The organism is Polynucleobacter sp. AP-Sanab-80-C2 (assembly GCF_035012965.1).
Classification (GTDB): Bacteria; Pseudomonadota; Gammaproteobacteria; order Burkholderiales; family Burkholderiaceae; genus Polynucleobacter.
In genome coordinates this window covers 1-13,599 of record NZ_JAYGQS010000003.1, presented here as the reverse complement: position 1 = coordinate 13,599, position 13,599 = coordinate 1, and the positions used below count along the sequence as shown (strand labels likewise).

Here is a 13,599-nt window from a genome sequence, read left to right as displayed (position 1 = left end):
AGCCTAGTCTAATCCACTAGGCTTTTTCTTTTAGATCCCCACACCAAAGAGGGTGAGTCGCATTGCTTGCTTGCGAATAGCGACAAGAGATTGGTATTCAGGGCTATTAGCCCAAGTATGCGCATCTTCCTTGCTGGGGAAATGCAACTCTACAAATGCGCTAAAGGCTTGAATGGATAATTCATTCCAAAACACTTCGGTGATCTCGCCACGGTGCTCAATACTGCCTTTGTACTGCTCCACGGTTTTACCTACCTGACTGCGGTATTGCTCAAAGGCAGTTTGATCACTGAGCTCCATTAATCCGATGACTTTGACTGCCATATACCCTCGTTTTCTCGCTTTAAATGACTGATGTCAGCAGTGTATATCCGCGCTATAGTAAAAGCATGAACCAAGCCCAATTTTTACAGCAACTCAAAAAGGCGGGTTATCCGACGCCAGTGGAAGTACAACAACCTCCTAATGGTCAACTAGGCAATCACACCCATCCATTTTCGGTACAAGCATTGATCTTAGATGGGTATATCGAGATTGATATCGCAGGTGAGACAAAAAAATACGAAGTAGGCGATGTCTTTCAGCTAGCCTTTGAACAAGAACATGCAGAGCGCTATGGGCCACAAGGCGTAAAGTATTTAGCGTCTCGCCAAACGGTCAACTAAGAAGCAACTAAGAAACAACTAAGGGCTTGTCTTGGCGTTTGCCCATTTGGCCAATCACTCTAGCGCCTAAGAATTGATGTTGGTTAAAGATATCTAACACTGCTTTAACGCAATCTGGGCTGCAAGAGACGAGTAAGCCACCGCTAGTTTGCGGATCGGTTAACAAGGCACGCTGTGCTAAGGTGAAATCTGCTGGAATACCTACTTCGTCACCATAGCTTTGCCAATTGCGATCAGATGCGCCTGTGATAATTCCCTCATCGGCAAGATGTTGTACGTTTGAGAGGAGTGGCACTTGGCTCCAGTCAATATGAGCGGTGCAACCAGAGCCCCGTGCTAACTCCAACATATGACCTGCTAAACCAAAGCCTGTAACATCGGTTAGGGCATGTACCCCAGCAAGCTTTGCTAAATCAGGACCTGCAGCATTGAGTTTGGTTGTGTTCGAAATCATTTCTCGATAGCCGTCTGGGCCAAGCAAATCCTTTTTCAAGGCTGCCGACAAAATACCGACGCCAAGGGGTTTTCCTAAAATCAGCACATCATCCGGCTTAGCGTTCGCATTACTCTTCACTCGCTGAGGATCAACAATGCCAATTGCAACCAAGCCATAAATTGGCTCCACTGAATCAATCGTGTGACCACCAGCAATCGGAATACCGGCGCTACGACACGCTTCAGCGCCACCTTCCAAAATGCGCGCAATAGTTTTATTGGATAAGACTTTGATCGGCATGCCAACTAAAGCAAGTGCAAATAATGGAGTGCCACCCATTGCATAAATATCGCTAATTGCATTGGTTGCTGCAATCTTGCCAAAATCAAATGGATCATCCACGATGGGCATGAAGAAGTCAGTCGTTGCAACAATGGCTTGCGACTCATTAATTTGATAAACCGCAGCATCATCCGAGGTTTCAATGCCGATCAGCAATTCCTTGGGGAAAGGCAACTGAGGAACATTCTTCAATATCTCTGCGAGCACCCCTGGTGCAATCTTGCAGCCACAGCCGCCACCATGAGAGAGGGAGGTTAAGCGTGGTTCGAGTGTCGCGGCAATGGTTGTTTGTGTCATGCAAACATTTTAATCCGTAAGAATGTTAGCGATTGAAGCTTCTTTTCGGTGGGCTGCTACGCTTAGCTGGCGCCTGACGAGCTGGAGCGCTTCCTGAGCCACCACCACGGGGCTTTCTGGATTGTTGGTGTTGTTGGCTGCGCAGTTGTATGGGTTGGGCTACTGCGTTTGGATCTGGCTCAAATCCCGCAATCACTTCTTGAGGAAGTTTTTGTTTGATGAGTTTTTCAATATCCCGCAGCATCTGGTGCTCATCAACGCAAACTAAAGAAACAGCAACCCCGTTAGAGCCAGCACGACCAGTACGACCAATACGATGGACGTAATCTTCGGACACATTTGGCAAGTCATAGTTCACCACATGAGGTAACTGATCAATATCAATGCCCCGCGCAGCAATATCACTGGCTACTAATGCTGTTAATTTACCCGCCTTAAAATCAGCTAGCGCTTTGGTGCGCGCAGTTTGACTTTTATTCCCATGAATGGCCATGCTGGTGATGCCGTCTTTTTCTAATTGGGTAACGAGCTTATTGGCGCCATGCTTGGTACGTGTAAATACCAGAACCTGTTTCCAGTCATTGCTCTTAATAAGATGCGCTAAGAGCGGATGCTTCTTGGTCCTATCAACGGGATGGATTAACTGCGCAATGGCTTCATTCGCACTATTGCTACGGGCGACTTCAATCAACTCTGGTGAGTTGAGTAAGCCATCGGCTAATTGTTTAATCTCGGTTGAGAAGGTTGCCGAGAAGAGTAGGTTCTGACGTTTCTTGGGTAAGGCAGCCAAGATCTTTTTGATATCGCGTAAGAAGCCCATGTCGAGCATGCGATCAGCTTCATCCAACACTAGAATTTCAATATCGTTGAGTGAGACACATTTTTGCGACATCAAATCCAACAAGCGACCTGGTGTCGCAACCAAAATATCAAGGCCACCAGCAATCGCTTTAATTTGGGGATTGGCGCCAACACCGCCAAAGATGACAGTTGACTTTAGGCCCGTGTACTTGCCGTAAGTCAGCACAGACTCTTGAACTTGCGCGGCTAATTCGCGAGTAGGGGTCAAAATTAATACCCGTAACAGTCTTTTGCCACTCGCTTTGGGAGTGCTGCTGAGGCGTTGCAAGATAGGCAGTGTGAAGCCAGCAGTCTTGCCAGTGCCAGTTTGCGCTGCTGCTAAAAGATCTCCACCCTTCAGAACTGCGGGGATAGATTTCGCTTGAATAGGGGTAGGGCTGGTATAGCCTTCTTCTGCAATAGCGCGAAGAATGAGTTCTGATAAACCAAGATCTGTAAATAACATAGGGGCCAATAAAGTATTGACCCGTATTCAACGTATTTAAAAATCGACTATCCCGGTCAATGGGGTGAGCTGCCACACAAGCGCGTTTGCAGTAAGAGCTTCTATTTTAAGTCATTGACCTCAATGAACTCACTTTATTGAATTAAGCCGGATTCCAGAGGTTAGGAACAACGGTATTGGCATAACCAGAGACAAACGATTTTTCTGCGCCAGTCACTGGGTCAAATACCGAGCGCTGAATTCTGCCGATATTGCCACCATACACATGAATGCTGATGGACGTTTGATGGAGATGATTGTTTTCAACAACATGGATGTCATGCGTATTCGGTGAGACGGTATCCACGTAACCCGGAGGACAAATACAAGCTTCGCCAGCTCTAAAGCCACCCTCTGCTTGACGATGGTAAGGAGTCCCTTTTTCTTCTCCGCGTAATTGGCCGACCATGCCCCAGACGGTATGGTTATGTAAGGGTGTTTTTTGACCTGGGCCCCAGACAAAACTCACAACCGAAAAGCGATCCAATGGATCTGCATAGAGAAGATATTGTTGGTAATACTGAGGATGTGGTTTAGTAAATTCGACTGGTAGCCAATCGTCGACAGCAATGAGATTCTCTAAGAGCTTTTTGCCTTTAGTGAAAATCACTGCTTCACTTGGTTTTTGCTCAAGCAATAGGCTGAGTTCTTTAACGAAGGTCAGTAATTTTCCATCAGACATGGGATACCTTTTATTCAGCAGCAAATAGAAAATCAGGAAAAGCTTTGGGTTTCAAGGTATCAACATCCAGGCAGACGATATTAATTAAAGCGCTGGCAATTAATTCCAGTTCCATAGAAGTCTTTAAAGTGGCTCGTTTTGCGGTTTGTCGAACGCTAACCTGAGCTCTACTTCGGCGTTCAATGACTTGATCGATATGCAACATATCATCGAGGCGACCTGGTTTATGAAATTCCATTTGAAGCTCACGAACGGGCATCAAAATTTTGAATTCAGTAATCAGCTTGCTCGGGCTGAGATTTTTTTGAGCTAACCATTCAGCCCGACTACGTTCGAAGATATCAAGGTAGCGCGCATGATAGATAAATCCTGCAGCATCAGTATCGGCATAGCAGACCCGATGAGTGTAGATAAAAGTGCTTGGCAAACTCATTATTAGCGATTGGTTTTTAATTTATTTAGATAATATAAGCATCATATTACGATGGGGAATGCCCGCCTCATTGTAGGTTTGACCGGTAGCTACAAAACCCAGTTTTTCATAGAAAGGCATTGCTGTTAATTGAGAGTGCAAGATCAGAGAAGAGAAGTCTTTTGATTTAGCGGTCAGCAATAGCTTTTCTAGTATTTGCCTGCCGATGTTTTGGCCTCGAAAGTTTGCCAAGACAGCCATACGCCCAATCTGGGCTTGCCCATTATCCAAATCGACTAGTCTTGCGGTGCCAACACATTGGCCGTCTTGGTGAGCCAGAACATGCATTGCTGAGGGATCGTACTCATCAAGCTCAAGCGCTTCTGGAACCCCTTGCTCTTCAATAAACACCTGCTTGCGGATGGAGTAAGCGGCTTCTGAGGCACGCTCCCAGGGCAAAAGGAAGATTTCTATAGTTTTCAATGGTTTGGCAGTATGAAATGCAATGTGTATAGAGGTTTAATTTACCAAATAAGAAACTTTAATTAAACATGCCGTGGTTACAATGCACTAGTGGCATATCAAGCCCGAATCTAGTTCCATCGAACCCCCTCAATTAGGAGTTATCTTGAAGAAATCTTTACTTGCTGGTTTATTCGCTACCGTTGGTATTACTTGTGCAACTTCTGTTTTTGCGCAAACGCCTGCAAAAATGTTGCCCTTAGCTGCTGAAGTGATTGTGCTTAGCGCAACCGTGGATTCTGTAGATGTTAAAAAACGTATTGTTGTTTTGAAAGATGCAAATGGTAACTTGGCACAGATGAATGTATCTAAAGCAATCAATGACTTGGATAAAGTCAAAAAAGGTGACGTATTCTTGGTTGAGCATGCACAAGCGGTTGCGGTTGGATTAACTGCTGCTGCTAAAGATGCTAAGCCAGGTGTTTCTGGTGTGCGTTCTGTAACGATCGCTGGCAAAGGTTCTGCTAAGCCATTCGAAGAAACAACAGACACTATCTATGCAACTGTGAAGATTTCAACGATCGATCAAAAGACCCGTATCGTCACTTTCACAATGCCTAGCGGCGAGAAGCAAAAAGTGAAAGTAGACCCAGCAGTGTTAGGTCTTGAGAAATTCAAAGCTGGTGATGATGTGATCGTTGAGTTTGTTGACGATACAGCGATTGGTTTCGTAACACCTAAGAAGTAATCCTTTGGCCCCAGGTTCAAGACCTGGGGCCCATCCTTATCTTTCTTCATACAGATGTTCATCTGGCGAAAGAGATGTCGAGAACAGACTCTGAAAAATAAAGCGTTTTAAATTAAAAGAAGTAATTTAGAAAATTAGTAAGAGGCAAATATGCAATTTGACTTTCACTCAACCCGCTCCATCCTGGTAGAAAGAGGCGGCACTCATCATCTTGCCAAGAGAATTGCCGAGCGGGGTGGAAAATCTGTACTAATCATTACTGATCCAGGAGTTCTATCCGCTGGCTTGCTTGAGAAAGCCTTACCTCAGTTCAAAGAAATTGGTTTGCCAGTGCAAATATTTTCTGATGTGCAGGCTGATCCGCCCGTATCAGTGATTGATGCTGCTGTAAAAGCAGCTCAAGATGCCAAAGCGGATTACATCGTTGGTTTTGGTGGTGGAAGCTCAATGGACGTAGCCAAATTAGTTGCCCTATTAGCCCCCGGTAAAGAAAAGTTAGCAGATGTCTATGGTGTAGGCATGGCGAAAGGGCCGCGCTTACCCCTGATCTTGGTTCCTACAACAGCAGGTACTGGTTCTGAGGTAACCACCATTTCTATTGTTACTGTTAGCGAGAGTGAAAAGAAAGGCGTCGTTTCCCCTCAATTGCTCCCAGACCTTGCATTGCTTGATGCCGAGTTAACGCTGGGACTTCCAGCCCATGTCACCGCTGCAACTGGTATTGATGCCATGGTTCATGCTATTGAAGCCTTTACAACCAAACGCTTAAAAAATCCTGTTTCTGATTGTTTAGCCAAAGAGGCTTTGCGTTTATTGGCTGACAATCTTCATAAAGCGGTTAGGACCGGTAGCGATATTGATGCACGTGAAAACATGTTGTTAGGTGCTTGTCTCGCGGGAATGGCATTTACGAATGCCCCTGTAGCGGGTGTACACGCATTAGCTTATCCAATTGGTGCAAGATTTCATGTGCCGCATGGCCTATCAAATGCATTAATGCTGGGGCCTGTGATGCGCTTTAATTTAGAAGCTGCGCACAGTATGTATGCCGAGTTGGGTCAAATTATCAAGCCTGGCTTACAAGGCTCATCCATTGAACAGGCTACTCAACTGGCCAACTATCTTGGCGGTCTTGCTGGTGAGTTGGGGTTGCCAAAACAATTAATTGAGGTTGGTATCACCGCAGAGGATATTGATCAGTTGGCTGCAGATGCAATGCTGCAAACACGCTTATTACAAAATAGTCCTCGTGAAATTACTTTGAATGACGCTGCAGTGCTATATAGAGAGGCTTTATGAGCGATAAAAAAGCTAGTCCACCAGTTCGCGCTGATTTTGTAGCATTTGAAGAGGTTCATTCTAGATGGATAGATAACGATGTTTATGGGCACATTAATAACGTGGTGTACTACTCTTTTTTTGATACAGCAGTAAATCGTTATCTCATTGAACAAAATGTTTTGGATGTACTTGAAAGCAGCGCTATCGGCTTGGTGATTGAGACCCAATGCCAATATTTTTCACCAATTGCCTATCCCGACATGATTCATGTTGGATTGAAAGTGGCACATTTAGGAAATAGTAGCGTCAAATATGAAGTCGCCATTTTTAAGAATGAGGATGACCTTGCCTCAGCGATGGGATATTTTGTCCATGTTTATGTTGATCGGAAGACTAATAAACCAACACCAATTCCACAGGATGTTCGCGAGGTGTTACGGAAACTTGTAAAAGTAGCTGAATGAATACATTCTCAACCGAAGTATGCAGATAGACATGGTTGGCAAAGCGCGCATAGAGGCATTAAGATTTTTTCCCAATAAGTCTATTTCTTAGCATTAGGAAAGAAGAGTTGTTCGCCACCAATTTGATAGCTAGCAATCACGTCTTGACCATTCTTGGAAATGAGCCAGTCGATAAATGCTTGGCCCTCAGCCTTTTTCACTGACGGGTACTTGGCTGGATTGACTAGCATCACGCCATATTGATTAAAGAGCTTGGGGTCGCCTTGAACCAATATAGTGAGGTCACCACGATTCTTAAAGCTCAACCAGGTTGCACGGTCTGCCAAGATATAGCCATTCATTGCTGAGGCGGTATTGAGGGCAGGGCCCATGCCTGAGCCAGTTTCTTTGTACCAACTCTGACTTGGTGAAACGGGAATGCCAGCACCTTTCCAGTGGCGAAGCTCTGCAGCATGTGTGCCACTCTTATCACCACGAGAAACAAAGGGTGCTTGGGCGGATGCAATTTTTTGGAATGCCGCTTGGATATCTTTGCCACCGCCAACTTTTGCAGGATCAGATTTGGGTCCAATTAATACGAAGTCGTTGTACATCACCTCATTGCGTTTAGTGGAATAGCCTTCTTGGACAAATAGCTCTTCTGCTGGTTTGTCATGAACGAAGACAACATCTGCATCGCCACGACGCCCGATATCCAATGCTTGGCCAGTACCAACGGCAACCACTTTGACATCTATCCCAGTCTTCATCTTGAAGATAGGTAGGATGAAGCCAAACAGTCCAGATTGTTCAGTGGAAGTAGTGGAAGAAACCACAATACTTTTTTCTTGTGCGAGCGCTTGTGGGGCATGAATAGAAAAAGCAATTAGTAGACTTAAAAAGAGATTAGAGATCAGTTTTTTCATAAAACTTACCAAATGGTTGATTAAGTAGCTATCATCGCATACATTAATACGCATTGAATATGAAAAAAATTACATATGCAAATTGAAGTTCGCCCGTCCCTGATTGTGAAAAGTCAGGGCAAAAGCTCTGTTGATCTTGTTTGGTTATCTCAGATCCTAAAAGAGATCGAGAGCGGAAGTTCTTTGGTAGTGGCTAGTAAAAAGTCTGGCACCTCTTATCGTGGTGCATGGGGGAAATTGAATGAGGTTGAGGCTACTTTAGGTATGCCTCTAATTGTTCGAACTAAAGGTCACGGATCAAAATTAACTGAATTTGGTTCTTTCCTCTTTAAATTTATTGATGAGATGCAGGCTGGGCATCTGAAGTATGGGGGCTCTTATCAAGAAGCTCTCTTGAAAGAAATTAACCAAATCCAAAAATCAGAAAGCGCTCGCTGGAAGTTTTTTTCGAGTAGCGATTCGATTATTCAGCAGGCTGTCAGAGAAGTAAAAGGCTTTAATCTGAAAATTGCTGGTTCAGGAGAGTCTCTGGAGAGGCTTCTCAATAATGAGGCTGATATTGCTGGCTACCATGTATCGAATGAGCAGAGCTCAAAGGCCATTCATCAGCGTTTATCCAAAAGCGATATTCAAATATATCCAGTGATGAAGCGAACGCAGGGTCTGATCGTTAAAAAGGGGAACCCACGACACATTCGATCAATTGAGGACTTGCTCAATCAAAAAATTCGCTTCATCAACCGTCAAATAGGTTCAGGCACTAGATTAATGCTCGACACCTTATTGATTAATGAGGGAATTGATCCCTTTGAGATTAATGGTTACCTACAAGAAGAGTTCACGCACTCTGCAGTAGCTAATGCGATTCTGGCTGATAAGGCGGACGTTGGAATCGGAGTAAAAAATATTGCACTTGAAAATGGTCTTGGCTTCGTGCCTTTGCAAGATGAAATTTTCTTCATTGCCATGCACAAGGAGATGGTGTCTCAGCCTGAATCTTCAAAGTTGATTCGTAAAATTCGCAGCTATTCTGGAAATACACCAGGCTATAAGGCAGTTAGCCTTAATAGACAGGTAAAAGACTGGCTTTGAGCGAGTTTGATCGAAGGCTACAATCTCTTTGAATATGTCTTTGCGCCTACTATCGCTATTCGCATCACTCCTGCTGTTTGCAAACTTTGCTTTTGCTCAGGGTGCAACGGTTGCTGTTGCTGCCAATATGAAAGATGCCTTTAGTGAGATTGCCGGTGCGTTCAAGGCTACTGGTAAATCAGAGTTGAGAATAGTCTATGGCTCCTCTGGTAATTTCACAGCTCAAATTATGAATGGTGCGCCATTCAATCTCTTGATCGCCGCTGATGAGTATTTTCCTCTTGAGCTTTATAAAAATGGCAAGACGATCAATGAAGGAGTTGTCTACGCCATTGGCAAGCTTGCCTTGATCGCCAAAACCTCTGCTGGCATTCAGCTAGTTAACAGCAAGGCGGAGGTCAGTAGAGCCATCATGAAGGCAAACAAGATTTCTATCGCAAAACCTGAGTTAGCGCCTTATGGAAAAGCAGCGATGGAATATCTCAAAACAGAGGGCTTATGGGATCTGGCGAAAAATAAACTGGTCTATGCCGATAACATTGGCGTGGCTACAACATACGTAGTGAGTGGTGCTGCAGATATTGGCTTTACTGCTTTGTCATTAGTGAAGTCATCAGGGGTCGCAAAAGAGACCAACTTCATATTGGTCGATAGCAAACTCTATTCCCCCATTCAACAAAGAATGGTGTTGATTAAAGATGCTCCACAAGAGGCGCAAGATCTATATCAATTTATGCAAGGCCCGCAGGCTAAATCGATTCTGCGTAAATACGGCTTCACAACACCTACTGCACTGAATTGATTCCAGGTATTTGCGTCTCTTCTCAATCAATTCAAATGAGTCTGGATTAAGCCTATTACTTTTGCTTTGGATCAAATCCCAAAGGCTTAGGATGCCTCATTATTAAAGGAATAATTGCGCTTTTGAATGAATGATATTCATTCTCATTTAAAGCTATAATCCCTTCTTAGCTAGCTAAAAAGCATATTGAATGAATTTAGATCAGGTCGACCTTGGTAACCTCTATCGGGTGAGTGAAGTGAATGCCCCCAAAGGCGCCCCTCAAATTAAGGGGCAGTTGGAAGATATTGGTTTTCTTCCCGGTGAGCAGGTCACTTTGCTGCGCAAAGGCCTGCTGAAAAAAGGGCCCTATCTAGTTCGAGTTGGTACTTCTACATTTGCCTTGCGTCAATCAGAAGCTCGGATGATTGAGGTTGAGTTAATTCCTCATGTCTGAATCCACCGTCCATTTTTTCCCTAGCGAACCAATCGTCGCTTTATTGGGTAATCCCAATTGCGGAAAGACCGCATTATTTAATTTACTCACTGGCAGTCGCCAGAAAGTCGCCAATTATTCTGGTGTAACTGTTGAGCGTAAAGAAGGTCGACTAGCACTTGGGTCTGGAAAAAATATTCGTATCTTAGATTTGCCAGGTGCTTATAGTCTTTATCCAAGATCTTTGGATGAGCGTGTTACTTGTAATGTCCTCTTGGGCAGAGCAGAAGGGGAGAAACGTCCCGACTTAGTTTTGTGCATTTTGAGTGCTATGAACTTGCGTCGCAATCTACGCCTAGTATTAGCTGCGAAGCGCTTGGGATTGCCATGCGTTGTAGTACTCAATATGCTCGACATCGCTAAACGCCAAGGCTTGCAGATTGATACAGCTGCACTCTCTCAGGAACTGGGGCTACCGGTGATTACGAGTGTTGGCATACAGTCAGATGGCGCAGATGGTATCAAGCAGTTCTTATCAGAATTAGATTGGCGTAATCTCAATGCCTTGCGCACCGGTACTAGTGATGCCACCTTAGAAAATGTTGCTTCGCATATTGCCCATACAGAATCTGACAACGTGCAGGTACAGCGCATATTGCAGAACTTGGGTCTTGACCAAATTATTCCCGATCAACTGAGTGATCGCTTGGATGCAGTATTGCTACACCCAATATTTGGTCCGATGATTTTGGTTGCCTTACTCTTTTGCATTTTCCAAGCCGTCTTTACTTGGGCAACCATGCCGATGGAATTGATTAAGACCTCGATTGAATATCTTGGCACACAAATGAGTGAGGTTCTGCCAGACACCTGGTTACGTAGCTTGTTGATTAATGGCATCTTGGCTGGATTAGGTGGGGTTGTGATCTTTCTGCCGCAGATCTTGATTTTGTTCTTCTTTATTTTGTTGCTAGAAGAGTCTGGTTATTTACCCAGAGCGGCTTATCTCTTGGATCGTGTGATGGGCTCCGTTGGTTTATCGGGGCGCTCATTCATTCCCCTTCTATCTAGCTTTGCCTGCGCTATTCCTGGCATCATGGCAACGCGTAGTATCTCTAATGCGCGCGATCGTTTAGTCACCATCTTGATCGCACCGATGATGACTTGTTCAGCGCGTCTGCCGGTGTACGCTTTATTAATCTCTGCATTTATTCCGGAACAGAAATTATGGGCCGGCATTGATTTGCAAGGCTTAGTACTGTTCTTGTTGTACTTGGCCGGTATCTTGGGGGCCATGGCTGTAGCCTGGGTGCTGAAACGATTTACTAGTGAGCAGTTCAGAATGAACGCCCTCATGATGGAGTTACCGAGTTATCACTTACCACGCTTAGGCAATTTAGCCATCAGTCTATGGCAACGCGCAGAAATTTTCTTGCGTCGTGTGGGTGGCATTATTTTGATCATGACCATTGGCCTATGGGTTTTATCGAGCTTTCCGCAGCCACCAGAAGGCGCAACTGCATCTCCGATTCAATATAGTTTTGCTGGCGTCATCGGACAGGCCCTAGCGCATGTCTTCTCACCAATTGGTTTTAACTGGCAGATCAGCATTGCCTTAGTGCCTGGCATGGCTGCGCGCGAGGTAGTCGTGAGTTCACTTGCAACGGTTTACGCCTTATCAAGCTCTAGTGCTGATGCAGCAGAAGCATTGATTCCATTGATCTCTAGTGGTTGGTCGTTAGCGACGGCTCTTTCTTTGCTGGCATGGTTTGTGTTTGCGCCGCAGTGCCTTTCAACCATTGCTGCGGTTAAGCGCGAAACGGGTGGTTGGAAGATTCCAATCATTATGCTGAGCTACTTGTTCGGACTAGCTTACATTGCTTCATTCATTACCTACCGCATTGCGACTTTCTTCGGCTTGGCTTAGTCGTCCGTTTTCATTCTATTTGCTGCACCACCGCATATTTTGCTGCAGTAATATTCCTTTTGTAGTGATTAATTAGCAATTGAAATAATTTATTAAAACAAAAGGAGAAATGGATGAGTTCACGCCGTCAATTTATGAAAACCGCATCAGCAGCAGGTGCTGGTTTAGTAGCAGCTTCCACTATGGGTGTAATGCAAGAAGCTTCTGCACATCAAACTTCAGTATGGGGTGGTGAGCCATACAAGGGTCCTCGTGAAATGGTGAAGAACAGCAAGATCCTCTCCATTATGAATTCTGACGGTACAGAGACTTTAGGGGTTGTGACTCCAAAGGGCGTAATTGATGTCCGCGCTGTAGCCAAGAAGATGAAGATTGCCGCTCCAACTACGCTAGATCAGTTGTTGCAAGAAGGTAATGCTGCAGGATTTAATAGAGTAGTGGCTAGCGCAGATAAATCTGGTGTTCCTTACTTAAAAGAATCTGACATTACTTTTGGACGTCTATTTAAAAATCCAGGCAAGATTATCTGTGTTGGCTTAAATTTCCGTGCCCATGCTGATGAGGTTGGTCGTGGTTACCCACGCGTTCCACCATTGTTTAATAAATACAATAACACTCTGACTGCGCATAACAGCTTATTGCAGATTCCTCCGCCATCAGTGTCTTACAAGCTTGACTATGAGACTGAGCTGTTGATTGTGGTGGGCAAGCAAGGGCGTAACATCCCCGAATCTGCGGCGCTCGATTATATTGGTGGGTATTGCACCTCTAATGACTTCTCCTCGCGTGACTTGCAACTAGATCTACCCAATGGTCAGTGGATGGTAGGTAAGACCTTGGATCAGTACGCACCAATCGGCCCTTATTTTGTGACGGCTGATTTAGTGGGTGACCCTAACAACTTGACGGTCAAAACTTGGGTCAATGGTGAGTTACGTCAAAACTCAAATACCTCAGACTTTATTCATAACACCCAAAAGATGATCTCCTATATCAGTACCTATTGGACTCTAGAGCCTGGCGATATTATCTTTACGGGAACTCCGGAAGGCGTAATAGCAGGGATGCCGAAAGACAAACAAGTCTGGCTGAAGAAGGGCGATAAGGTAGTCAGTTCAGTAGGAAATCTTGGTGAACTCAAATTTACCTTGGCATAAGCTAACTTAAAACTAAGCCGTACATTAGAAAAGCCACCCTAGTGAACTGACCCCCAAAAGTTGGACGCTATGTCCAACCAAGGGGGTTTTGTTTTATGAGCAAGTACAGCAAGCAGTTCAAGCTAAAGGTAGTTAAAGAGTTTCTAAAGTCAGGTGGTCTTAAGCGG

At 44.7% G+C, this 13,599-nt stretch carries 16 protein-coding genes; 9 read left to right on the top strand and 7 right to left on the bottom strand.

Going from position 1 to position 13,599, the window contains the following annotated elements; translation table 11 throughout:
• Positions 1–30: 30 nt before the first annotated feature.
• Complete coding sequence (locus tag VC178_RS05415) at positions 31–324, bottom strand: DUF1330 domain-containing protein (protein ID WP_216125319.1); 294 nt, start codon at positions 322–324, stop codon at positions 31–33.
• Positions 325–389: 65 nt separating this feature from the next.
• Between VC178_RS05415 and VC178_RS05410 the strand changes: the two genes are divergently transcribed.
• The gene (locus VC178_RS05410; RefSeq protein ID WP_323481838.1) at positions 390–665 is read left to right on the top strand and encodes a cupin; all 276 of its coding nucleotides are present in this window, start codon (positions 390–392) and stop codon (positions 663–665) included.
• Positions 666–672: 7 nt separating this feature from the next.
• Here the strand turns inward: VC178_RS05410 and selD are convergent, their stop codons facing one another.
• From selD to VC178_RS05385, 5 genes are all read right to left on the bottom strand, one after another.
• Positions 673–1,740 carry a selenide, water dikinase SelD gene (gene selD / locus VC178_RS05405; protein ID WP_323481837.1) on the bottom strand — a complete coding sequence of 356 codons (1,068 nt, stop codon included), beginning with the start codon at positions 1,738–1,740 and terminating at the stop codon, positions 673–675.
• A 25-nt stretch (positions 1,741–1,765) separates the two neighbouring features.
• On the bottom strand, positions 1,766–3,046 hold the full coding sequence (locus VC178_RS05400) for a DEAD/DEAH box helicase (protein ID WP_323481836.1): 1,281 nt from the start codon (positions 3,044–3,046) through the stop codon (positions 1,766–1,768).
• Between the two features lie 142 nt (positions 3,047–3,188).
• The gene (locus VC178_RS05395) at positions 3,189–3,767 is read right to left on the bottom strand and encodes a hypothetical protein (RefSeq protein WP_323481835.1); all 579 of its coding nucleotides are present in this window, start codon (positions 3,765–3,767) and stop codon (positions 3,189–3,191) included.
• Positions 3,768–3,777: 10 nt separating this feature from the next.
• Positions 3,778–4,200, bottom strand: a complete 423-nt coding sequence (locus VC178_RS05390; RefSeq protein ID WP_323481834.1) for a YbgC/FadM family acyl-CoA thioesterase — start codon at positions 4,198–4,200, stop codon at positions 3,778–3,780.
• Positions 4,201–4,221: 21 nt separating this feature from the next.
• Positions 4,222–4,662 (bottom strand): GNAT family N-acetyltransferase, encoded by a 441-nt coding sequence (locus tag VC178_RS05385; protein ID WP_323481833.1) that lies wholly within the window; start codon positions 4,660–4,662, stop codon positions 4,222–4,224.
• A 145-nt stretch (positions 4,663–4,807) separates the two neighbouring features.
• Between VC178_RS05385 and VC178_RS05380 the strand changes: the two genes are divergently transcribed.
• From VC178_RS05380 to VC178_RS05370, 3 genes are all read left to right on the top strand, one after another.
• A complete protein-coding gene (locus VC178_RS05380) occupies positions 4,808–5,389 on the top strand; it encodes a hypothetical protein (protein WP_255534192.1) in 582 nt (193 codons plus the stop codon).
• Positions 5,390–5,539: 150 nt separating this feature from the next.
• Positions 5,540–6,688, top strand: coding sequence for an iron-containing alcohol dehydrogenase (locus VC178_RS05375; RefSeq protein ID WP_323481832.1), 1,149 nt, complete (start codon positions 5,540–5,542; stop codon positions 6,686–6,688).
• Positions 6,685–7,134: a thioesterase family protein gene (locus tag VC178_RS05370; RefSeq protein ID WP_323481831.1), complete on the top strand. Its 450-nt coding sequence runs from the start codon at positions 6,685–6,687 to the stop codon at positions 7,132–7,134. The genes VC178_RS05375 and VC178_RS05370 overlap by 4 nt, the downstream gene beginning before the upstream one ends.
• An 80-nt stretch (positions 7,135–7,214) precedes the next feature.
• On the opposite strand, the gene VC178_RS05365 is transcribed toward VC178_RS05370, so the two are convergent.
• A complete protein-coding gene (locus VC178_RS05365) occupies positions 7,215–8,039 on the bottom strand; it encodes a substrate-binding domain-containing protein (protein WP_323481830.1) in 825 nt (274 codons plus the stop codon).
• A gap of 75 nt (positions 8,040–8,114) precedes the next feature.
• On the opposite strand from VC178_RS05365, the gene VC178_RS05360 reads away from it, so the two are divergent.
• The 5 genes from VC178_RS05360 to VC178_RS05340 all read left to right on the top strand — a co-directional run bounded on the left by VC178_RS05360 (position 8,115) and on the right by VC178_RS05340 (position 13,432).
• On the top strand, positions 8,115–9,131 hold the full coding sequence (locus VC178_RS05360) for a substrate-binding domain-containing protein (RefSeq protein WP_323481829.1): 1,017 nt from the start codon (positions 8,115–8,117) through the stop codon (positions 9,129–9,131).
• 34 nt (positions 9,132–9,165) lie between these two features.
• A complete protein-coding gene (gene modA, locus VC178_RS05355; protein WP_323481828.1) occupies positions 9,166–9,933 on the top strand; it encodes a molybdate ABC transporter substrate-binding protein in 768 nt (255 codons plus the stop codon).
• A gap of 190 nt (positions 9,934–10,123) precedes the next feature.
• Positions 10,124–10,369, top strand: a complete 246-nt coding sequence (locus tag VC178_RS05350) for a FeoA family protein (RefSeq protein ID WP_215295084.1) — start codon at positions 10,124–10,126, stop codon at positions 10,367–10,369.
• Positions 10,362–12,275 (top strand): ferrous iron transporter B, encoded by a 1,914-nt coding sequence (gene feoB / locus VC178_RS05345; protein ID WP_323481827.1) that lies wholly within the window; start codon positions 10,362–10,364, stop codon positions 12,273–12,275. The genes VC178_RS05350 and feoB overlap by 8 nt, the downstream gene beginning before the upstream one ends.
• 113 nt (positions 12,276–12,388) lie before the next feature.
• On the top strand, positions 12,389–13,432 hold the full coding sequence (locus VC178_RS05340; protein WP_215318296.1) for a fumarylacetoacetate hydrolase family protein: 1,044 nt from the start codon (positions 12,389–12,391) through the stop codon (positions 13,430–13,432).
• Positions 13,433–13,599: the final 167 nt, after the last annotated feature.